Origin of the sequence: Pantoea sp. Fr+CA_20, assembly GCF_024520835.1 — a bacterium.
Classification (GTDB): Bacteria; Pseudomonadota; Gammaproteobacteria; order Enterobacterales; family Enterobacteriaceae; genus Pantoea; species Pantoea allii.
The window spans coordinates 46,656-67,647 of the sequence record NZ_JALNPN010000009.1; the positions used below are offsets into that span (position 1 = coordinate 46,656).

18 protein-coding genes are annotated in these 20,992 nt (G+C 55.5%); 8 read left to right on the forward strand and 10 right to left on the reverse strand.

All coding sequences use genetic code 11. The features are described from left to right. Positions 1-99 precede the first annotated feature (99 nt). The 3 genes from narQ to acrD all read left to right on the forward strand — a co-directional run bounded on the left by narQ (position 100) and on the right by acrD (position 5,895). Positions 100-1,788, forward strand: coding sequence for a nitrate/nitrite two-component system sensor histidine kinase NarQ (gene narQ / locus NR177_RS12915; protein ID WP_145394057.1), 1,689 nt, complete (start codon positions 100-102; stop codon positions 1,786-1,788). 193 nt (positions 1,789-1,981) lie between these two features. Next, positions 1,982-2,614 (forward strand): response regulator, encoded by a 633-nt coding sequence (locus NR177_RS12920; RefSeq protein ID WP_063880515.1) that lies wholly within the window; start codon positions 1,982-1,984, stop codon positions 2,612-2,614. Between the two features lie 164 nt (positions 2,615-2,778). Then, entirely contained in the window at positions 2,779-5,895 is a 3,117-nt protein-coding gene (gene acrD, locus NR177_RS12925; protein WP_241567972.1) for a multidrug efflux RND transporter permease AcrD, read from the forward strand. Between the two features lie 124 nt (positions 5,896-6,019). Here acrD and ypfM read toward each other — a convergent pair whose 3' ends face one another. Further along, positions 6,020-6,082 (reverse strand): protein YpfM, encoded by a 63-nt coding sequence (ypfM, locus tag NR177_RS24015; RefSeq protein ID WP_139015967.1) that lies wholly within the window; start codon positions 6,080-6,082, stop codon positions 6,020-6,022. 386 nt (positions 6,083-6,468) lie between these two features. On the opposite strand from ypfM, the gene NR177_RS12930 reads away from it, so the two are divergent. From NR177_RS12930 to NR177_RS12940, 3 genes are read left to right on the forward strand one after another with little or no spacing between them, the layout of a single operon-like run. After that, complete coding sequence (locus NR177_RS12930; protein ID WP_063880517.1) at positions 6,469-6,837, forward strand: ArsC family reductase; 369 nt, start codon at positions 6,469-6,471, stop codon at positions 6,835-6,837. 1 nt (position 6,838) lies between these two features. Then, positions 6,839-7,966, forward strand: a complete 1,128-nt coding sequence (gene dapE / locus NR177_RS12935) for a succinyl-diaminopimelate desuccinylase (protein WP_063880518.1) — start codon at positions 6,839-6,841, stop codon at positions 7,964-7,966. A gap of 22 nt (positions 7,967-7,988) precedes the next feature. Further along, on the forward strand, positions 7,989-8,174 hold the full coding sequence (locus tag NR177_RS12940; RefSeq protein ID WP_047715355.1) for a YpfN family protein: 186 nt from the start codon (positions 7,989-7,991) through the stop codon (positions 8,172-8,174). A gap of 35 nt (positions 8,175-8,209) precedes the next feature. Here NR177_RS12940 and ypfH read toward each other — a convergent pair whose 3' ends face one another. From ypfH to dapA, 6 genes are all read right to left on the reverse strand, one after another. Next, complete coding sequence (gene ypfH / locus NR177_RS12945; RefSeq protein ID WP_256853019.1) at positions 8,210-8,890, reverse strand: esterase; 681 nt, start codon at positions 8,888-8,890, stop codon at positions 8,210-8,212. A 73-nt stretch (positions 8,891-8,963) separates the two neighbouring features. Then, entirely contained in the window at positions 8,964-10,931 is a 1,968-nt protein-coding gene (locus tag NR177_RS12950; protein ID WP_256853020.1) for a tRNA(Met) cytidine acetyltransferase TmcA, read from the reverse strand. Then, complete coding sequence (locus tag NR177_RS12955; RefSeq protein ID WP_256853021.1) at positions 10,928-11,788, reverse strand: neutral zinc metallopeptidase; 861 nt, start codon at positions 11,786-11,788, stop codon at positions 10,928-10,930. The genes NR177_RS12950 and NR177_RS12955 overlap by 4 nt, the downstream gene beginning before the upstream one ends. A gap of 130 nt (positions 11,789-11,918) precedes the next feature. Further along, positions 11,919-12,632, reverse strand: a complete 714-nt coding sequence (gene purC / locus NR177_RS12960; RefSeq protein WP_256853022.1) for a phosphoribosylaminoimidazolesuccinocarboxamide synthase — start codon at positions 12,630-12,632, stop codon at positions 11,919-11,921. A 146-nt stretch (positions 12,633-12,778) separates the two neighbouring features. Then, positions 12,779-13,810 carry an outer membrane protein assembly factor BamC gene (gene bamC / locus NR177_RS12965; RefSeq protein WP_109717566.1) on the reverse strand — a complete coding sequence of 344 codons (1,032 nt, stop codon included), beginning with the start codon at positions 13,808-13,810 and terminating at the stop codon, positions 12,779-12,781. Positions 13,811-13,824: 14 nt separating this feature from the next. Next, positions 13,825-14,703: a 4-hydroxy-tetrahydrodipicolinate synthase gene (gene dapA / locus NR177_RS12970; RefSeq protein ID WP_063880525.1), complete on the reverse strand. Its 879-nt coding sequence runs from the start codon at positions 14,701-14,703 to the stop codon at positions 13,825-13,827. Between the two features lie 110 nt (positions 14,704-14,813). Here dapA and NR177_RS12975 point away from each other — a divergent pair, with 110 nt between their 5' ends. Both NR177_RS12975 and bcp read left to right on the forward strand, forming a co-directional pair. Continuing rightward, a complete protein-coding gene (locus tag NR177_RS12975) occupies positions 14,814-15,428 on the forward strand; it encodes a glycine cleavage system transcriptional repressor (protein ID WP_306278027.1) in 615 nt (204 codons plus the stop codon). Between the two features lie 142 nt (positions 15,429-15,570). Continuing rightward, positions 15,571-16,038 carry a thioredoxin-dependent thiol peroxidase gene (gene bcp, locus NR177_RS12980; protein ID WP_014605294.1) on the forward strand — a complete coding sequence of 156 codons (468 nt, stop codon included), beginning with the start codon at positions 15,571-15,573 and terminating at the stop codon, positions 16,036-16,038. Between the two features lie 37 nt (positions 16,039-16,075). On the opposite strand, the gene NR177_RS12985 is transcribed toward bcp, so the two are convergent. From NR177_RS12985 to NR177_RS12995, 3 genes are all read right to left on the reverse strand, one after another. Then, the gene (locus NR177_RS12985; protein WP_063880527.1) at positions 16,076-17,146 is read right to left on the reverse strand and encodes an AI-2E family transporter; all 1,071 of its coding nucleotides are present in this window, start codon (positions 17,144-17,146) and stop codon (positions 16,076-16,078) included. A 262-nt stretch (positions 17,147-17,408) separates the two neighbouring features. After that, positions 17,409-19,364: a glycoside hydrolase family 127 protein gene (locus NR177_RS12990; RefSeq protein ID WP_256853023.1), complete on the reverse strand. Its 1,956-nt coding sequence runs from the start codon at positions 19,362-19,364 to the stop codon at positions 17,409-17,411. Positions 19,365-19,374: 10 nt separating this feature from the next. After that, positions 19,375-20,775, reverse strand: coding sequence for an MFS transporter (locus tag NR177_RS12995; protein ID WP_145394063.1), 1,401 nt, complete (start codon positions 20,773-20,775; stop codon positions 19,375-19,377). Positions 20,776-20,992 lie beyond the last annotated feature (217 nt).

Sequence of the window (20,992 nt, forward strand, 5' to 3'; positions counted from 1 at the left end):
TGAGTGACTGAACGGCGCGCGTTGGGCGATGCCATGACAAGCCGCTTGCGTATCCCGCCACCTCTTTTATAATTCCCTGCCATTAAAGGGGTTATTACCGTGATTGTTAAACGCTCTGTTACCAGAAGTATTGCGCAGTCTTTAACCTTGATTGTGTTGCTGGCTTTACTGACTACCGGTCTGGCGCTGCTCACGCTGTCCAGCAGCCTGCGCGACGCGGAAGCCATTAACCTGGCGGGCTCACTGCGGATGCAGAGTTACCGGCTGGCCTGGGATGCCAGACTGGAGCCACAGCTGCTGGCGAATCATCTGGTGCAGTTCCAGCAAACCCTTGATGCCTCAGTTTTACAGCAGCTCGACCGTCCCTGGGTGCCACGCAAAGTGATTGACCACTATCAGCGTTTGCGTGTGGGCTGGCCCGTTTTGGCTCAGCATCTTCATGACAACGCGGCGCAGGCCTGGCGGCAACAAATGCCTGCTTACGTCGGGGAAATTGACCGCTTTGTTCTGGAACTGCAGCGTTATGCAGAACTGAAAATGCGGGTGGTGGCGGTCAGTAGTCTGACAGGCGTGGTGGCGATTGTGGCCCTGGCGCTGATGACAATCCGCTTTACCCGCCAGCAGGTGGTTAAGCCGCTGAATGCGCTGGTCACGGCCAGCCGGTATGTGGAAAGCGGTAATTTTGCCTTTCCGCCACTGCATGTCCAGCAGCAGAATGAACTCAAGGTGCTGTCACATACGTTCAGCAGTATGGCCGCACAGTTACAGTCTCACTATCAGATACTGGAGCAGCGGGTACGCGACAAAACCCGGGATCTCACCCAGGCGAACCATACGCTGTCGTTGCTGTATGAGAGTTCACAGATTTTGACCCGTGGCCCCTTGCACCCTGCCCTCTTCGACAACGTGTTAGCCAACGTGCGCGCCAGGGAAAACCTTGCGTTTATCCGGCTGGAAGGCGAGTCGTTTATGTTTGCGTCGGGCCAGATCGATGCTTCGTACGCCTGGCATCATTTACCCTTGCAGCAGGACGGTCAACCTATTGGCACGCTGCGCTGGCAAACGACCGTCACCACGCCGCCGGAGGCATTAATGCGAAGCCTGGCCGCCATGCTGGGGCGGTCACTCTGGATCTGGCAGACCCAAAAACAGCATCAGCAGATGCTGCTGCTTGAAGAGCGCGCAACGATTGCACGCGAGTTGCATGATTCGCTGGCCCAGGCGTTAACCTACCTGCGAATTCAACTGACACTGCTTAGGCGCACCGTCGATGCTGGCGATCGTGCCGCACACGACATCATTGCTGAATTTGATCGGGCGCTGGCAGAGGCTTACCGCCAGCTGCGCGAGCTGCTTGCCACCTTCCGCTTAACCATTGAAAAATCAGATCTGGTGGCGGCCCTGCAAGCCATGATCGCCTCCTTACAGGAACAGTCCGCGGCCGAGATCCAGTTCACCTGCCAGCCAGGCCTTCAGGACCTGGATGCCCAGCAACAGGTCCACGTCTTACAGATCGCCCGAGAGGCGCTGTTAAATGCGATTCGCCATGCCAGTGCTCAGGTGATTATTATCGACTACCAGCACACGGAGAAAGGTGAACATGTCCTGACCGTGACGGATGACGGCATCGGTATCGGCAGCACGGAAGAGCCGCCCGGCCATTATGGTTTAACCACGATGACCGAACGTGCTGAACGGCTGGCAGGGTCTTTGCAGATTACAGCACTGCAACGGGGCACGCGCGTCGCACTGCGCTTTCCGCCGCGCCTGGCTCAGCAGATTGAATAACGCCACAACCGCACCGTTTTGCATTTTACCCACGCCGCAATAATCATGCAGGATGTGGCAGATCAACAGACGAAGACGAGATTGCCCCGTACAATGAACATCCTGCGCCTGAACGTTCAGGCGCAGTCTGGAAAACCGATCAGACGCACTGCCCATACCGCAAGCCAGTAATGCCAGGGGACAGGGAGATAACATGGAACAACCTGCTTTAACCATCATGATAGTGGACGACCATCCACTCATGCGCCGTGGCATTCGCCAGTTACTGGCGCTGGAACCGCAGCTACAGGTCGTCGCGGAGGCCAGTAACGGCACCGAAGCGCTGGCGGAAGCCCGCCGCCTGACACCGGATGTCATCCTGCTCGATCTGAATATGAAAGGCATGTCGGGCCTTGATACGTTGAAAGCGCTGCGCCACGAAGGCATTAGCTCACGTATTCTGGTACTGACCGTCTCTGATGCGCGCAGTGATATTTATGCTCTGGTGGATGCGGGCGCAGACGGATATTTACTCAAAGACAGCGAACCCGAAATCTTGCTCGGCCAGATTATGCAGGCCTCGCAGGGCGAGAAGGTGTTTAGCGACGCGGTGAAGCACTATCTTGCTACGCGGCACAACAGCGACGATCCTTTCCGTTTGCTGACCGAACGCGAACGCGGGGTGATGCAGGAAGTGGCGCGAGGACTGTCAAATAAAGAAGTCGCGAATGCGCTGCATATTTCGGAAGAAACGGTGAAGGTGCATATTCGTAACGTCCTGCGCAAACTGGATGTGCGTTCACGCGTTGCTGCAACAATTATGTGGATTGAACGTCGAAACAGTTGATAAAAAACGCGCAAATTTACACATTCTCTATAATTTCTCCACTTTTCAACCCGGCCTCGCACGTAAAGTAGACTTCTACCCGTGCGTGGTTTGCGTGGATTTTTTGTGCATCATGCGCTGTATCGCTCATATTAATAATAAAAGCAGTGAGGAGTGTCGATTCAATGTCGAATTTCTTTATCGACCGCCCTATTTTTGCCTGGGTTTTGGCAATTTTGCTGTGCCTGTGCGGCACGCTTTCCATTATTTCGCTTCCTGTTGAACAGTATCCTGACCTGGCTCCCCCAAACGTGCGTATCACCGCCACCTACCCTGGCGCGTCGGCACAAACGCTGGAGAATACCGTAACTCAGGTTATCGAACAAAACATGACCGGCATCGATAACCTGATGTATATGTCCTCCAACAGTAGCAATACCGGACAGGCACAAATTACCCTGACCTTCACCGCCGGGACCAATCCAGACGAAGCGCGCCAGCAGGTGCAGAATCAGTTGCAGGCAGCGCTACGCAAGCTGCCTCAGGCCGTGCAGTCGCAAGGCGTCACAGTAAACAAAACCGGCGACAGCAATATTCTGATGGTGGCCTTTGTCTCGACCGATGGCAGCATGGACAAGCAGGATATTGCCGATTACGTCGCCAGTAATATTCAGGACCCGCTGAGTCGTATTGACGGCGTGGGCGAAGTGGACGCCTACGGCACGCAATATGCGATGCGTATCTGGCTCGATCCCTACAAACTGACCGCTTATTCTCTGACCACAGATGATGTGGTTAACGCCATTAAATCTCAGAACGCCCAGGTCGCCGTCGGCCAGGTCGGTGGCCTGCCCGCCGTCAAAAAACAGGCGCTAAACGCCACGGTAAATGCGCAGTCGATGTTGCAAACACCCGAGCAGTTTAAGGCAATTACCCTGAAGAACAATCCTGACGGGTCGGTCGTCACCCTGGGTGATGTGGCTGATGTGGCGCTGGGTGCAGAAAAATATGATTATCTCAGCCGCTACAACGGCCAGGCGGCGTCCGGACTGGGTGTAAAACTGGCGTCCGGCGCGAACGAGATGAACACGGATAAACTGGTGCGTGCTCGTCTGGATGAGCTGTCACAGTATTTTCCACATGGGCTGGAGGCCAAAATCGCCTATGAAACCACGCCTTTTGTTAAAGCCTCTATTACGGATGTCGTGAAAACCCTGCTGGAGGCCATCCTGCTGGTGTTTGGCGTGATGTACCTGTTTATGCAGAACTTCCGTGCCACGTTAATCCCCACTATCGCCGTGCCGGTGGTGCTGTTTGGCACCTTCTGCGTTATCTATGCCTTCGGATACAGTATTAACACTCTGACCATGTTTGCCATGGTGCTGGCTATCGGTTTGCTGGTGGATGATGCCATCGTGGTGGTCGAGAACGTTGAGCGAATCATGAGCGAGGAAGGGCTGTCGCCCCGCGCGGCCACCCGCAAATCCATGGGTCAGATTCAGGGCGCACTGGTGGGCATTGCGCTGGTGCTGTCAGCCGTGTTCATCCCCATGGCCTTTTTTGGCGGCACCGTGGGGGCGATCTACCGTCAGTTCTCCATCACCATCGTCTCCGCCATGATCCTGTCAGTGCTGGTGGCGATGATCCTGACGCCCGCGCTCTGTGCCACGCTGCTCAAGCCCATCGCCAAAGGAGAGCATCACGGTCAGCGTGGGTTTTTCCGTTGGTTTAACTACCATTTTAACCGCAACGCCGACCGCTATGAACGCGGTGTCGCCAGTATCCTGCGCACCGGCGGGCGCTGGCTGCTGCTGTATCTGGCGATTATTGGCATTATGGCGTACCTGTTTCTTCATCTGCCCTCCTCTTTTTTGCCGCAGGAAGATCGCGGCATGATCATGACCCAGGTACAGCTTCCTGCCGGTTCGAGCATGGATCAAACCTCAGCGGTAGTGGCAAAAGTTGAAAAATATTACCTGACCAAAGAGAAAGACAATGTTCTGTCGGTCTTCTCAACCATCGGTTCCGGGCCGGGCGGTAACGGGCAGAACGTGGCGCGTCTGTTTATCCGTTTGAAAGACTGGGACGACAGACCAGGTGCCGATCGCACCTCATTTGCCATTATTGAACGCGCCGGTAAAGCGTTTAAACACATCAATGAAGCCGTCGTGATTGCCAGCAGTCCACCGGCAATCACCGGGCTGGGCAGCTCATCCGGCTTTGACCTGGAATTACAGGATCATGCCGGTATTGGTCATGACAAGTTAATGGCGATGCGTGACACGCTGCTGGACAGGGCCAGCAAAGACAAACTCCTGTCTCGCGTGCGCCACAATGGTCTGGACGACAGCCCGCAGTTGCAAATCGATATTGATGAGCGCAAAGCACAGGCACTTGGCGTGTCACTGGATACCATTAACGACACGCTGACCACCGCCTGGGGTTCCAACTACGTTAACGACTTCCTGGATCGCGGCCGGGTGAAAAAGGTTTACGTTCAGGCGGAAGCCCCGTACCGCATGCTGCCGGATGATGTCAATAAATGGTACGTGCGCAACAGCAGCGGCACGATGGTGCCCTTTTCCGCGTTTGCCACCAGCCGCTGGGAAACGGGTTCACCGCGTCTGGAACGTTATAACGGGTACTCCTCACTGGAAATCGTCGGGGAAGCCGCGCAGGGCGTGAGTAGCGGCACCGCGATGGACGAGATGGAAAAACTGGTCAACGCCCTGCCGCTGGGCGTCGGTTTCCAGTGGACGGGTGCGTCGTATCAGGAGCGGTTATCCGGCTCTCAGGCTCCCGCACTCTATGCCGTTTCTCTGCTGGTCGTGTTTCTCTGCCTGGCGGCACTGTACGAGAGCTGGTCGATTCCCTTCTCGGTGATGCTTGTCGTCCCACTTGGCGTTCTTGGTGCTCTGATTGCCACCTGGACGCGAGGACTGGAGAACGATGTCTATTTCCAGGTCGGTCTGCTGACCGTCGTGGGGTTATCGGCTAAGAACGCAATACTGATCGTAGAATTTGCCAACGAGCTTAACAGCAAAGGCGGAGAACTGATTGAATCGACGCTGGCGGCCTCACGTCAACGCCTGCGGCCGATCCTGATGACCTCCCTGGCCTTTATCTTCGGTGTGATGCCGATGGCGATCAGCAGCGGTGCGGGATCGGGCAGCCAGCACTCGGTGGGAACGGGCGTCATGGGCGGTATGATTTCCGCCACCCTGTTAGCCATCCTGTTCGTCCCGCTGTTCTTTGTTCTGGTGCGTCGCCGCTTCCCACTCAAAGAGAAACATCAGGACTGAGCTGCCGCCTGTTTTCACAATGAACAGGCAAAAAAAACGGCCTCTGAAAACAGCGGCCGTTTTATTTCTGTGTGTGGTAAGAATTACAGCAGAGGGGAAATTGCCCTGCTTTTCTCCTCGCGTGTTACTTATTGCGTAACATCGCTTCGATGAATTCTTTCCAGTTCCCCATTTCGGTGTCAATCATAGAACCCTCTCTTATTGTAGTGGCAATATTACGCCTTTTTTTTCGCCTGGTGAATACGTTTACACCTGTTATTACTATCGGCAAAGGCGCCAAAAGGCTGAGTCTTTTCTGATTTGCTGGCTGACGCACATTTCAGCAAAGGCTTAACCTGACAGGTTTTAATGCGGTTTTGACCAGGACGTAGCCTAAAAAGCGTAATTAAGGAAATTCTTAATTCAAAATTGATAAACCACGTAATTATTAGAGGCATAACTGAAACCGTTTACCTACAGGCGGGAAACCTCTGTATTGGCGCAATTTATTCCACCCAGACGCCATCGGGCGGATGATGCATCAGATCACACTATGGTAAACTGCCGAGCTGATTTTAATGACAGGAGCAGACGATGAGCGCGCAGTGGGTCATGTTTGGGATTAAGAATTGCGACACGATTAAAAAAGCGCGTCGCTTTTTAGAGGCGGCGGGCGTGGACTATCGTTTCCACGATTACCGTGCTGACGGCCTGACCGGTGACCAGTTGCAGCAGTTTATCGACGTGCTGGGCTATCAGGACCTGCTCAACACGCGCGGCACAACCTGGCGTAAGCTACCCGAGGCAGAGCGTGAGGCCATTACGGATGCCGGGAGTGCCAAAGCGCTGATGCTGGACCAGCCCGCCATCATCAAACGCCCTGTCCTGCGCGCGCCCGACGGCGCTTTGCTGCTCGGCTTCAGTGAATCCCTTTACCAGAACCTGCTTCAGGAGAAGTCATAATATGTTTTGTCCGGTCATTGAGCTGACGCAGCAGCTTATTCGTCGTCCTTCTCTCAGCCCCGATGACGCCGGATGTCAGGCGCTGCTGATTGCGCGTCTGGAAGCGATTGGTTTCCATATCGAAACCATGAACATCAACGATACCCTGAATTTCTGGGCCACGCGCGGTGAGGGCGAAACCCTGGCGTTTGCCGGCCACACCGATATCGTGCCGCCTGGCGATGCCAGCCGCTGGATCAATCCGCCGTTTGAACCCACCATCCGTGACGGCATGTTGTTTGGTCGCGGTGCCGCCGATATGAAAGGATCGCTGGCCGCCATGGTCGTTGCCGCCGAGCGCTTCGTCGCGGTTCATCCTCATCACAAAGGACGCCTGGCCTTTTTGATTACGTCTGACGAAGAAGCCAGTGGCGCAAACGGAACGGTAAAAGTCGTTGAGCGCCTGATGGCACGTAACGAGCGTCTGGATTACTGTCTGGTCGGGGAACCTTCCAGCAGCGAAGTCGTGGGTGACGTCGTGAAAAATGGCCGTCGTGGCTCGATTACCGCTAACCTTACCGTGCATGGCGTACAGGGCCATGTGGCCTATCCTCAGCTTGCTGATAACCCGGTGCACCGTGCTCTGCCTGCACTCAATGAGCTGGTCGCCACCGAATGGGATCAGGGCAATGCCTTCTTCCCTGCCACCAGCATGCAGATCGCCAACGTTCAGGCTGGCACCGGCAGCAACAACGTGATTCCCGGCGAACTGTTTGTCCAGTTCAACTTCCGTTTCAGTACCGAACTCACTGACAGCATGATTCAGCAGCGCGTGGCAGAACTGCTGGACCGCCATCAGTTGCGCTATACCATCGAGTGGAAACTTTCCGGTCAGCCCTTCCTGACATCACGCGGCAAACTGGTTGATGCCGTAATAAACGCCGTAACGCACTATAATGAAATTAAGCCGCAGTTACAGACTTCTGGTGGAACCTCTGACGGACGTTTTATTGCTCGAATGGGCTCGCAGGTGGTGGAACTGGGCCCGGTGAATGCCACAATTCACAAAATCAACGAATGCGTTAAAGCATCCGATTTACAAATGCTGAGCCGAATGTACCAACGCATCATGGAACAATTGATCGCCTGACAGCGAGGGAAGGAGCGGGCCTATGGAGTTTATTAAAGATTATTGGTGGATACTGGTGATCCTGCTGATGGTAGGTGTGTTAATGAACGTTTATAAAGATCTGAAACGCATCGACCACAAAAAGTTTATGGATAACAAGCCTGATCTCCCGCCACACCGTGATTTCAACGATAAATGGGACGACGACGACTGGCCGAAAAAGAAATAACCGCTTCGCGCCCTCGCTGGTGTGAGGGCGCACGATTACATCGTCATAATGACATCATCACTGCCGGGTTTTCCGCCGCCCAGCGCCTCATCAAAATAGCGTTTCGGCACCGTGTACTGCAGATGATGCAGGGCAAAATGCATACTGCGCTGATCGATGGCATGCGCCAGATCTTCCACAATATTTAGCGTCACGTCACCGCCGAGCAGCCTTAAACGCTGTTCAGCCTGCTGGGCCTGTGCCAGCGGAATGTTCTCATCCTCATCGCCGTGAATCAGATGCACAGTCGTACGCGTGCTGGCTTTTTCCGGTAGCGTGACAAAGCGGCCACTAAAGACAATCGCCCGACCAGCCAGATCGTCGTGGGCTTTGATGCCTTCCAGCACCATACTGGCACCCTGTGAAAAGCCCACCAGCGCGGTGGCTTCGGGATTCACGCCGCTTTGCTGCTGCCAGTGGCGAACCGACGCCACAAATTGCGGCATGCTGGTGTCAACGCAGGCCTGCTCGCTTTTATCATGCAGTCCGGCTTCCTTAAACCACTGACCGCCAGGGCCAGGCGATCCCACCGACACCACCAGCGCCGCAGGAAAGGTTTTAGCAAACCAGCTGCCAATTTCGGCCATGGCGTCGGGATTATCACCAATGCCGTGATAAAGCAGAAACAGCTGGGCAGCCCTTGCAGGCTGCTGAACAATTACGTATCTCAGTGTCATATCGACCTCCTGCTACTACTCTACGCTCCCGGGCGCAGGATGATATTGGGAATATTTGAACGACTTGGTGGATTTATTGCAATTGCCTGCGCAACGCGTCGCCATCCCTGTCGGGTAACGCCAGCAGTGCCCCAGCGGCTTCAGCGCGTAACGCCATAATCAGCGCCTTGCGTCCGTTGAGCCGTGCCGCCTGCGCCAGTTCAGCCAGACTGATGTTGGCGCTGACCGCCTGCCGGAGTAACGGCAAAGGCTGCTGGCTGATATCGACCAGCCGCTGGAGAACCGCCAGGCTTGCCTCCAGTGGGCGCTGCGCCCAGGCAAAACCGGCTGCCAGCCAGGCATCGTGCGGGGTAAAATCCTGATCACAAGCCTCAGGTAATGGCAGGTCCAACTGAATATGTGATCTCAGCAGTGGCCAGTCGCGTGCCAGTTGCTGGCTCGCCTTCTGCTGCAGCTGTTTTCCGGCGGGCGTCAGCCCCCGTAAGGCCATCGCGGCGTAGCAGCCGCTGCTGGCTTCGCGCTGACTGCCGATCCGTGCCAGCGTAAAACCGCAGGCTTGCCAGAACGCCCAGAGATCGTCAGTGTAGCCAAAGCTGACGGAGAGGTAGTCGTATCCGGCGGCATCGGCACTGGCGGACGCAACCAGTTGCTTTCCGGTTCCCTGACGGCGGGAAGACGCGGCGACAGCAATCCGGCTGATGCGTAAGGCGCGAAGCGTGGCGGCGTCGGTGAAACCCGCGTGCGCCGCCAGCGACTGCGCAACTAAGTTACCGCGAGGCCGCCTGTGGCCCGCCCAGACGGCCTGCGCTAATTCATTTGTCAGTCCGCCCTCTTCCACCAACCATAGCGCCCCCTGCAGCGCCGGAACATCGCCCGCCAGCCAGAGATGCATTCCCGGTGCATCCAGCAGGCGACGCAGATCCAGCGGTGAGGTGCGGTAATGCGCACGGGTGAGCAGTTTATAAGCCGCCTGCTGGGCAGCAATGTCAGAGCCTTCGACTCGCCGGGGCGATAGCTCACCCGTTCCCGCTGTTTCGGGCGCATCCTCGAACAGCAGCGCCTGGTTAAGCCAGTGTTCCAGCGGGTCATGGCGCGCCCAGCGCAGCGGTTCGTCCAGGGTAAAATGGCGTACCCGCTCAATCTCCGCACAGAACTTCAGCATAAAGCCCCGACCGCTGCCTTCATAACCCTGAATCGTCGTTACCAGCAACACGCGCGGAAACCGCGCCACCAGCGCATGGAGTAGCGGTGCCGGAATGGCGGCGGCTTCATCCACGATGAGCCAGTCAACGTCAGGCAATGTGGGCAGGGCCAGAATCGCATCAGGTGCCATAAACCGGTAATGATCCCCGGCGAAGGACGCTAACACTGTCGTGGTGATTTTTGCGGGTGCGGTGATCAGGCAACGCGTGTTCTGCCGGGCCAGCATTCCTGCCAGCGCCGACTTTCCTCTGCCACGTGCCGCTGTGACCACCGCCACGCCAGCAGAGAAACAAGCCAGTTCGTGCAAAATCGCCTGCTGCTGAAAAGCCGCCCGACAATGCCAGGCGGGCCGTGGCGTCCAGTTGGGCAACCGGAGCGGCTGCGGCGGCTGGTGTAACAGCACCTGCTCATCATTTTCAATCAGGTATTGCAGATGATGGACAAAGTTTGGTGTGGCAATCGGCTCGCTGACATCCGCCCAACGCAGGCTGTCAGCATCGGGCTGCTGCGCCCAACGCGTCCATTCGGGCACTAACAGCAGCAGCCAGCTACCGGCCGTCAGCGTTCCCGCCAGCGCCGCCAGCGCCTCGGCATGAAAGCCATATCGGGCATCGAAAACGGCATGATGGAACTCGCGCCCCAGCAGCGTACGAAAGGCGGCAGTCGGACAGTGCGTGCCCACATCTGGCGCGTTATCGCTCAGCCACAGCATGTCGCCTTCCAGCGTCTGGCACCAGGTGATCGCCGTCTCCTGGCACCAGCGGGCTTCCCCGCTGATGACGGCCAATCGCCGTATACCGGCGGTCTGCATGGCACAGGTCACTGCTTTCAGGTTCATCCTTTATTAGCAAAGGTATCGCACTGGCCGGGGTTACCGCTGTCGAATCCGCGTTTGAACCAGGTGTAACGCTGCTCTGAGGTGCCGTGCGTAAAGCTGTCCGGGACGACCCGACCCTGACTTTTCTGCTGCAGGCGATCGTCACCAATAGCTTCGGCGGCGTTTAACGCTTCCTGTAAGTCCCCAACTTCGAGGATTTTTTCCTGCTCCATATAGTGGCCCCAGACGCCGGCAAAGCAGTCGGCCTGTAGCTCCATTTTTACGGACAGCTGGTTAATCTGGGTCTGGCTGGCCCCCTGCTGCATCTGACGGACCCGGGGTTCAATGCCCAGTAACTTCTGCACGTGGTGGCCGACTTCATGTGCAATGACATAGCCCTGCGCAAAGTCTCCGCCTGCCCCCAGTTTGGTTTTCATATCGTCATAGAAGGACAGGTCGATATAGACAGTCTGGTCTGCCGGGCAATAAAAAGGCCCCATAACAGACTGCCCGGTCCCACAGCCGGTGCGCGTGGCCCCGCGATACATCACCAGCTTCGGCGGCGTATACTGTTTGTTCATCTGTTTGAACAACTTATCCCAGGTATCTTCGGTCGTCGCCAGCATCACCGAGGTGAACTTCGCTGCCTCGTCCTGGTTCGGGTTAGTAGTGCGCTGTTGCTGGCTCACCGACACGCCCTCGCCTCCAGTAAGCAGTGGCGTCAGGTCATAACCGTAATACCCCGCCACCGCGACCAGAATCAGCATGATAATGCCCGCTTTGCCGCGCGGCAGAGGAATACGGCCTCCCCGGTTGCCCGATGACTGATTACGGCGATCTTCTACATTGTCGCTTTCGCGACGTCCTTGCCAGCGCATGTTTTGCTCCCTGTGGCAGGTTAACTCTGATGGCATGATTTTAGATGCGTGACGGAGCAATCACCAGCTTTACGCCAAAATGAAAAAAGGAGAGCCGGGGCTCTCCTTTCATTGATTCACTGAGTTTTATTCAGTCGAGTTTGACACCCAGACGCCGGGCTACCGCTTCATAGGCTTCAATCAGGCCACCCAGGCTCTGACGGAAGCGGTCTTTATCCATTTTATCCAGGGTTTCTTTGTCCCACAGACGCGCGCCATCGGGTGAAAATTCGTCACCCAGCACAACTTCACCGTTGAACAGCCCAAACTCCAGCTTAAAGTCCACCAGGATCAGACCCGCATCATCAAACATTGTGCTCAGCACGTCGTTCGCTTTGTAGGTCAGCTCACGCATACGTGCCAGATTCTCTTTGCTCACCCAGCCAAAGGTTTCACAGTAGGATTCATTGACCATAGGATCGTGTTTAGCATCGTCCTTCAGGAACAGGTCGAACAGCGGCGGGTTCAGCACCATGCCCTCTTCAACACCAAGACGCTTGACCAGCGAACCTGCCGCACGGTTACGGACCACACACTCAACCGGGACCATGTCCAGCTTTTTCACCAGCGCTTCGTTATCTGACAGCAGGGCTTCCATCTGCGTCGGAATGCCCGCTTCCTGCAGCTTCGTCATGATGAAATGGTTGAACTTGTTGTTCACCATGCCTTTGCGATCAAACTGCTCAATGCGGGCGCCGTCACCGGCTGATGTATCGTTGCGGAATTCAAGTATCAGCAGATCCGGGTTATCGGTGCTGTATACGGTTTTCGCTTTACCGCGATACAACTCAGCTCGCTTTTGCATCTTATTTAACTCCAAACATGAAAGATCCGGTTCTGAGGCAGACTATTTGCGTTGATTGCCGTGACGCAATCGATTACCTCGTCTGGCGCTATTATGCCAAAAAACGAAATAAAAAGGCCGGAGAATCTCCGGCCTGGGGTAATTTTTTATTTATTCAGTGCGGCCTGGAACACCGCCACTAACGCATCGTTTTGCGCCTGTGTCAGTACATGGCCTTTAGGATCAATAAATTGCAGGCTGGTCCGGTTGTCGAGGTCGCCAACCTGAACCTTGTAATCGCCGTTTGGCAATTCAGGATCTTTGGCACCTACGCTGTCCCAGGTGCTGCTGCCTGGCGACTTGTAGGTCACTTTCATGCTGCCAGTCGAACGCGTGCTGTCAGTCACTTCCATGCCAACACGGTTCATGGCTGCCGGTAAACGCTGCCAGGCAACGTTGAACGGCGTACGCAGCACCAGCATTGGCAGACCGGTATCATCGGCACCGCTTTGCACGTCAATCGCACCGCTGACGCGGCCCGCTGCGGCGTTTTCATTTATGGTGGCGATCTTATCCATTCCGGCGGCGATATCATTCAGCATTTGTGCGGTATAACGCTGAACCTGCACCGGCGACGTCACGCTATTGCCTTCCTGTTGCAGTTCAAGCAGACGCACGGTCAGGACCTGCTGATAACTCTGCGACTGAACGCTGATTTGGTAACGGCCACGATACTGCTTATCTTCGTCCGCCCGGTTCCACTGTACCCAGTCGGTCGTCAGCTGCTGTCCGGCGTCATTACGGGAAGCGATCGGGAAGTTATTCGACTGTACAACGCCTACAACCTGAGACCAAATCGAGCCGCGGCTGTTATCAAACATCAGCACGCCGGTGTTATTGCTGAACTGCGCACGTGAGCCGTTCATCAGCGCCAGAGGCTGAGCAGGTGGCCGAATATCGAGCTGCTTGCCCACTGGCGCCTTGCTGGTTGACGGTGGAATATCGTATTCGCCGTTCTGGACAGGCAGAATCATGCCCGACGGCGCTTTCAGTTCGCGCAGCCCGCTGGCCTGTAAGTAAGACTCATCACCGCTGACCTGACGTTTATAACGCTGATCGTTCGAACAGGCCGACAACAGCATCAGGGTGGAAAGCCCCACCACCGTTGCAACCGTTGACCGCTTTACTGAGTAATTCATTCAAACTCCCTAAATTATCGCAAACCCGCCTTCACCAGCGCCTGCTCCACTTTCGGCTGTGCAACCGCAGTCAGTGGCGTCATAGGCAGACGCAGCGTGTCATTAGCGATTAATCCTAGCTGTTTTGCCGCCCATTTAACCGGGATTGGATTAGGTTCACAGAAAAGCGTCTGGTGCAGGTGCATCAGACGCTGATTCAGACGGCGAGCTTCCACGAAATTACCCTGCTGTGCGAGCCTGCACAGCTCGGCCATTTCGCGTGCTGCTATGTTTGCCGTCACCGAAATGACGCCCTTGCCGCCCAGTTGCATAAAGTCCAGTGCGCTGGCATCGTCGCCGCTCACCAGGATGAACTCATCATTAACCAGCTCTTGGATCTGGCTGACACGCGATAAGTTCCCCGTTGCCTCTTTGATTCCGATAATATTTTTGATTTCAGCGAGGCGGGCAACGGTTTCCGGCAACATATCACAGCCGGTGCGCGAAGGTACGTTATACAGCATTTGCGGCAGGCTGGTACTGTCAGCAATCGCTTTAAAGTGCTGAAACAGGCCTTCCTGCGTCGGGCGATTGTAATAAGGCGTAACGGTAAGGCAACCGACAACACCCGAATTCTCAAAGCGTTTGGTCAGAGAGATACCTTCCGCAGTGGCGTTAGCACCGGTTCCGGCAATCACGGGAATACGCCCATCCGCCAGTTCCAGGGTTTGCAGCACCACATCACCGTGCTCGTCATGGCTCAGCGTGGCTGACTCGCCGGTGGTGCCGACGGAAACGATCGCCGCTGTACCGCTGGCGACATGGTAATCAATCAGTTTTTTCAAACTCGCACGGCAGACATTACCTTTGTCATCCATTGGCGTAACGAGTGCAACAATACTTCCCGTAAACATTGGCGATCCCCTCGACAAACAAGTGCTTCATGGTACGTTTTACACTTAGGGAAAAGCAAGCAAGCTCCGCCATTCCCGCGCTTGTCAGCAGTTTTTTTTATGTTTACCTTATGGTTATTAGCAAATGCACAGGGAATCCTATTTTGCCGCAATCTCAACCCCACCACCTGGTGATCACCGCTCTGGGTGTTGACCGCCCGGGTATCGTCAATACGATCACCCGCCACGTCAGCAGTTGCGGTTGCAACATCGAAGACAGTCGCCTTGCCATGCTCGGGGATGAATTTACGTTCATCATGCTGCTTTCCGGTAGCTGGAACGCGATTACGCTGATTGAGTCGACGCTGCCGCTGAAAGGCGCTGAGCTGGAGCTGCTGATCGTCATGAAACGTACCCATGCCACAGCCCGGCCGCCGATGGCGGATACCGCGTTTATTCAGGTCGAAGTGGCTGACTCGCCGCATATCATTGAGCGCTTTACGGATTTGACGGATAAGCACCAAATGAACATTGCGGAACTGGTGTCACGTATCCAGCCCGCCCAGCAGGATCGGCCCGCCACGCTGTATATTCAGATGACGGCGCACAGCCCAACGCGTAGCGATGGCCCGGCATTTGAACAGGCATTTAATGCACTGTGTCAGGAACTTAATGCCGAGGGCGCGTTACGCCTTTATAGCCTGAACGATGCCGATAACCGTGAACTGGTGATACCCGGCAGGTAAAGACGAGCGCCGCCTTGACTGTTCTGCTACGTTAAAAGTACGGTCAGGTGAGGAAATCGTCTGAAATTGATTATTTTCCATTTGGCAGTTTCTCGCCTCTTGGTGTATTAACCACAGCATGAACTCAAAATGGAGAGATGTGATGAATCCACTGAAAGCCGGTGATACCGCACCGAAATTTAGCTTGCCCGATCAGGATGGCGAACAAGTGAATTTAGCCGACTTCCAGGGGCAGCGCGTTCTGGTCTATTTCTATCCAAAAGCGATGACGCCGGGTTGTACCGTGCAGGCATGTGGTCTGCGTGACAACATGGATGAGCTGAAGAAAGCTGGCGTCGAGGTGCTGGGAATCAGCACAGATAAACCTGAAAAGCTGTCACGTTTTGCAGAAAAAGAGCTGCTTAACTTCACTCTGCTGTCGGACCAGGAGCATCAGGTTTGTGAGCAGTTTGGCGTCTGGGGTGAAAAAACCTTTATGGGTAAAACCTATGACGGCATCCATCGCATCAGCTTCCTGGTGGATGCGAATGGCAAAATCGAGAAGGTGTTCGACGACTTCAAAACGTCAAATCACCACGACATCGTGATGGACTATCTGAAATCAGCCTGATGTCTTCAGGGCGCGGCATCTACCGCGCCCTGAACGTTTAACGATTCAGCGTTTCATCCAGCGTGGCCTCAGGCCAGGCGTGCACCACCGCCTTGACCAGGGTTGCGAGCGGAATCGCAAAAAACACGCCCCAGAATCCCCACATCCCGCCAAAGATCACCACCGATAAGATGATAACCAGCGGATGAAGATTGACCGCCTCTGAGAACAAAATGGGCACCAGCACATTGCCGTCCAGCGCCTGAATCACCAGATAGACGGTAAGCAGCGTCCAGAACTCGCTATCCAGCCCCCATTGGAATAAGCCCACGCCAATAACCGGGATGGTCACCAGCATCGCGCCAATGTAAGGAATCAGAACTGAAACGCCCACCAGCACGGCCAACAGAAGCGAATAGTTGAGGCCGAGGAACATAAATGCCAGCCAACTGGCGATGCCCACCACCACCATCTCCAACACTTTGCCACGAATGTAGTTGGTGATTTGCTGGTTCATCTCCTGCCATACTTCACCCGCCAGCCCACGGTTACGCGGCAGGACGCGTCGCACGGCACTTAGCATCTGCTCTTTATCCTTCAGCAGAAAGAACACCATCAGCGGCACCAGCACCAGGTAAATCATCAGGGTCATTAATCCCACCAGCGATGCCAGGGAATACTTCACCAGAGAATCGCCCACGCCGCTGAGACGACCGCGCAGGTTCTCGACGATGACATCAATGATGCCGGCATCGACCAGGGCGGGAAAACGTCGCGGTAACCCCGCCGCATACTGATAGAGTTTGTTCAGCATGTTAGGCAGATCTCGCGTCAGGTTGATGCCCTGTTGCCAGGCCACGGGCGCGACGATCAACACCAGAACCAGCAGAATTCCGGCAAACAGCACCAACACAATGCTGGTCGCCCAGCTACGCGTACAGCCAATGCGTTGCAGCCGTACCGTTGGCCATTCAAGCAGATAAGCCAGTACCACCGCCACCAGTAAGGGGGCCAGCAAACCGCTCAGGAAGAAAAGAATGCAGAACCCCGCCAGCAGAATCACCAGCAGGCCAATCGCCTGGGGATCGCTAAAACGGCGTTTGTACCATTGAATCAATAAAGCCAGCATGCCGTCAGGTCCATAAGGTCAGAAAGGGCCATGATTGTACCGGATATTCTGGTGCTGGAAAGACGTGAAAATCAGTCCGTGACCTGACAGGCGCTAACGGATGATGAAAAACGGCACGCGGTGAAGGTGCGTGCGGCACCATTCCCCCCGGCCTCAGGCTTCCCGCCGTTACGCACTGGCAGGCAAATCGTCGCCGACGGGGGTCATTATCTTCACCGCAGGCCAGCAACACGCCCGGCCTGCTGTGGGTCGTTTTCAGGCGTCAGGCTTCATTCACCCAAATACGCATCTCCCCTTCTCCCCGGTTCGCCCAACAAAACCAGGGAATAAACGTCAGCGTCTGGGTTTGCTGCGCGGCAGGGGCGTGATCGAAGTGCCACAGCGGCTGGTGTTCAGGATCGCTGGCGGTTTTTTTCACCCCTTCAGCCTGTATTAACACCTTATGCGCAAAAACACCGCGTCCTTGAATGGTGGTGAACGATGCCGACGCGGGCAGCCACAGATTGTGTAACTGCTCGCCGTTATCGGCCTGCTCCAGGCAGTACACCAGCGGGCCGCGCTGAACCGCCACCTTGCCCACCACGTGACGCACTAACGGATTACCGTAAACCCGGCGCACCGGCATCGGGAGCGTCAGGGTGAGCGTATCGCCCTCTTGCCACTGTCGCTCAATGTAGAGATAACCCTTGCGGGCGCCATCGGTCACAGCGTCGCCGTTACAGCTTACCTGCGGCGCCTCACACCAGTCAGGCAGACGTAACGCCAGCGTATGTTGCACAGGCTGCGCGACATCGACGCTGATGGTGACCTTTTCATCCCAGGGGAAATTACCGCTTATGCTGATGCCCAAAGTATGCTCACCGACCGGTATTTCAACCCGGTTGCCGACATAGAGATTGATATAAAGCGCATCCTCGCGTGGCGTATAAATATAGTGGCCGAGTGAGGTCAGCACACGGGCAATGTTCGGTGGACAGCAGGCACAGCCGAACCAGCGCTGACGCACAGGTTTCACATGATCGTAGATATGATTAAAACTGAGGGTTTTCGGGTGCACCTCCAGCGGATTGACGTAGAAGAAGTGTTTCCCGTCCAGCGCCATGCCGCCCAGTACCGTATTATACAGCGCGCGTTCCATCACGTCGGCGTACTGGCTGTCGGCTTCCATTTCCAGCATACGTCTGGCAAACATCATCAGGCCAATGGACGCGCAGCTTTCGGCATATACCGTGTCATTCGGTAAATCGTAATCGCTGCTGAATGCTTCACCGCTGCCCTGGGAGCCGATGCCACCGGTAATATACAGCTGCCGCTGCGCCATGTTGTGCCATAGCCGCAGGCAGTCCTGACGTTTTTCTTCGTCCTGGCTCAGACGCGCAAGGTGCGCCACGCCGGTCATCAGATAAACGAACCGCACAGCATGTCCCACCGCGTGCTGCTGTTCTGCAAGGGGTTGATGCGCCTGGCTGTAAGCCTTGTCCTTCACCATCCAGGCCGGGCCATAGGTATTCCAGTAGGAGGTCTGCCCGCGCTTCTCGTACTCAATATCATAGAAGTGAGGCTGCGTTCCCCGCTGCGCGACAAAATAATCTACCAGCGCCATATAGCGTGGGTCCTGGGTCACTTCATACAGCCGCATCAACGCCAGCTCGACCTCCGGATGGCCTGGGTAGCCGTGCAGCTGATTTTCGCCGGGGCCAAACACGCTGTCGATGTGATCGGCAAGCTTGCACACCACCTCGAGTAAACGGCGTTTACCTGTCGCCTGGTAAAACGCCACGCCCGCCTCAATCATGTGTCCGGCGCAATACAACTCATGGCATTCGGCAAGATTCGTCCAGCGATCTTCCGGCGCTTTCACCGTGAAGTAGGTATTGAGATAACCATCCTCGCACTGCGCCGCCGCCACCAGTTCAATCACCTCATCCGCCGTCTTTTCCAGTTCTGCATCAGGCTTCTGGCAAAGTGACCAGGCCACGGCTTCCAGCCATTTCGCGACATCGCTGTCCTGGAAGACCATGCCATAAAATTCCCCTTCCTGCTGGCCAGCCGCGATACGAAAGTTTTCGATGGCATGGCTGGGATCGGCTTCGTCGATCCGATCGTTAAGCGCCTCCCATTGATAAGGAATGACCACCTCCCGCACCAGTCGTTGATACTGACCGAGAAAGGGATCGTGAATCGTCAGCTTATGCAGATCGACTTCATTGACAGACATTTTACTCTCCTCAGGACGGGACATGGCGAATTCGCAGGTCGCTGGAAATCTGCGCCATCATCGGGTTATTGAGCTTGCAGGCGCGGATGGCGAATAGCAGCAGCAGATGAAACAGGGCAGGCAACAACGTTTCCATTGCGGTAATGCCCTGCAAGGATGCCGGTGTCTGATGCGTAATTCCTGGCTTGTAAGCCACCAGGATAAACAGCAGGCTGATAATGACGCCGCTGGAGGCCCAGGCAAGTTTAATAAAGAACAGGTTAAACGCGAAATTCATGCCCGATGAGCGGACGCCGTTTTTCCATTCACCGTAGTCATCGGCAAAGGCCATCAGGGCAAAGTGCAGCGGGAGCGTGAACCCCAGAATGACGCCGTTGGCGAGGATCACCACCAGCCATAATACCTGCCATGACGGCCCCACCGGCAGGAACCACATCATGACCGCCAGCACGGCAAGCACACAATTGGTCCAGTAGTAGAGCCGGACGGTGTCGATGTGTTTTGCCAGCGGATTAACGATGACCGCACCTAAGATAGAGGCTAAGGTCACCATGGTAAAAAACAGCGAAGTGTAGGCGGTGCTGCCCTGTAACACATAGGTGATGAAGTACATGTAGCCGCCGCCACGGATATTGAACACGTTAATCAGCAAAAACGACATCACCAGCATCAGTAACAGCTGATCGTTTTTACGCAGCCCGGCCATATGTTCGCGCAGGGTAAACTTGCCCAGGCTGTCCAGCGGTACGCGCTCGCGAACCCAGAAGAAGCAGCACAGGAACATCACGACCGCCAGAGCGCACAAAATGCCGACGCCAGACTGATAGCCGAGTGCCGCATTCCCCTTACCTAAGACAGAAACCAGCCACGGCAGCCCTACCGAGACCAGAAATCCGGCCACGCCGCACAGCACAAACCGCCATGACTGGCACGCCAGCACTTCTGTGTGGCGGGTAGTCATGGTGTTAATCAGCGCGCAATAGGGCACATTAATGGCGGTATAGCTGACGGAAAGCAGCAGGTAGGTGGCAAACGCCCAGACGATTTTCATGTCCATGCTGACGGCGGGCACCGTGAACGTCAGGACACCAATGATGCCAATGGGGACCGCGACCCACAGCTGCCAGGGACGGAAACGTCCCCATCGGCTATGCGTACGGTCGGCAATCACGCCCATCACCGGATCGGATATCGCATCAAACACGCGCAGCGCCATAAACAGGGTGCCGACCAGCGCAGGTGTTAAGCCAAAGACATCTGTGTAGAAAAACGTCAGAAAGTTCATGATCAGGCAGGTGATCACCGTGCCGCCGGCGTCTCCCAGCCCGTAACCTATTTTTTCACGCAGGGACAGCGCACTCTGCGTCGCCGACTGGCTAAGATCGGCCTGAGCGATGGTGGTAGAAGTCATAAAAACGCCTCATGCAGGACAGAGAGGATGACCCGCTTTCTGGCGGGCTTATTGGTGTTTTAGCGCCTTACCCGATGTATTCTGTCAGGAATCCGTTAACCAACAAGAGCACAAAAAAGTATAAAAACGGGGTAATTCCGACCTGTGAAGCAAACTGTGAAGTGGATCAGATACATTCGTGATTTTTTGTTAATAATCATAGACAAAGGTGATTATC

What these genes read in the sequence shown, in the direction of transcription:
- NR177_RS12920 (WP_063880515.1), top strand. Translation starts at nt 1,982, where the DNA reads ATGGAACAACCTGCTTTAACCATCATGATAGTGGACGACCATCCACTC.
- acrD (WP_241567972.1), top strand. Translation starts at nt 2,779, where the DNA reads ATGTCGAATTTCTTTATCGACCGCCCTATTTTTGCCTGGGTTTTGGCA.
- NR177_RS12930 (WP_063880517.1), top strand. Translation starts at nt 6,469, where the DNA reads ATGAGCGCGCAGTGGGTCATGTTTGGGATTAAGAATTGCGACACGATT.
- dapE (WP_063880518.1), top strand. Translation starts at nt 6,839, where the DNA reads ATGTTTTGTCCGGTCATTGAGCTGACGCAGCAGCTTATTCGTCGTCCT.
- NR177_RS12940 (WP_047715355.1), top strand. Translation starts at nt 7,989, where the DNA reads ATGGAGTTTATTAAAGATTATTGGTGGATACTGGTGATCCTGCTGATG.
- ypfH (WP_256853019.1), bottom strand. Translation starts at nt 8,890, where the DNA reads ATGACACTGAGATACGTAATTGTTCAGCAGCCTGCAAGGGCTGCCCAG.
- NR177_RS12950 (WP_256853020.1), bottom strand. Translation starts at nt 10,931, where the DNA reads ATGAACCTGAAAGCAGTGACCTGTGCCATGCAGACCGCCGGTATACGG.
- NR177_RS12955 (WP_256853021.1), bottom strand. Translation starts at nt 11,788, where the DNA reads ATGCGCTGGCAAGGACGTCGCGAAAGCGACAATGTAGAAGATCGCCGT.
- purC (WP_256853022.1), bottom strand. Translation starts at nt 12,632, where the DNA reads ATGCAAAAGCGAGCTGAGTTGTATCGCGGTAAAGCGAAAACCGTATAC.
- bamC (WP_109717566.1), bottom strand. Translation starts at nt 13,810, where the DNA reads ATGAATTACTCAGTAAAGCGGTCAACGGTTGCAACGGTGGTGGGGCTT.
- dapA (WP_063880525.1), bottom strand. Translation starts at nt 14,703, where the DNA reads ATGTTTACGGGAAGTATTGTTGCACTCGTTACGCCAATGGATGACAAA.
- NR177_RS12975 (WP_306278027.1), top strand. Translation starts at nt 14,814, where the DNA reads ATGGTTATTAGCAAATGCACAGGGAATCCTATTTTGCCGCAATCTCAA.
- bcp (WP_014605294.1), top strand. Translation starts at nt 15,571, where the DNA reads ATGAATCCACTGAAAGCCGGTGATACCGCACCGAAATTTAGCTTGCCC.
- NR177_RS12985 (WP_063880527.1), bottom strand. Translation starts at nt 17,146, where the DNA reads ATGCTGGCTTTATTGATTCAATGGTACAAACGCCGTTTTAGCGATCCC.
- NR177_RS12990 (WP_256853023.1), bottom strand. Translation starts at nt 19,364, where the DNA reads ATGTCTGTCAATGAAGTCGATCTGCATAAGCTGACGATTCACGATCCC.
- NR177_RS12995 (WP_145394063.1), bottom strand. Translation starts at nt 20,775, where the DNA reads ATGACTTCTACCACCATCGCTCAGGCCGATCTTAGCCAGTCGGCGACG.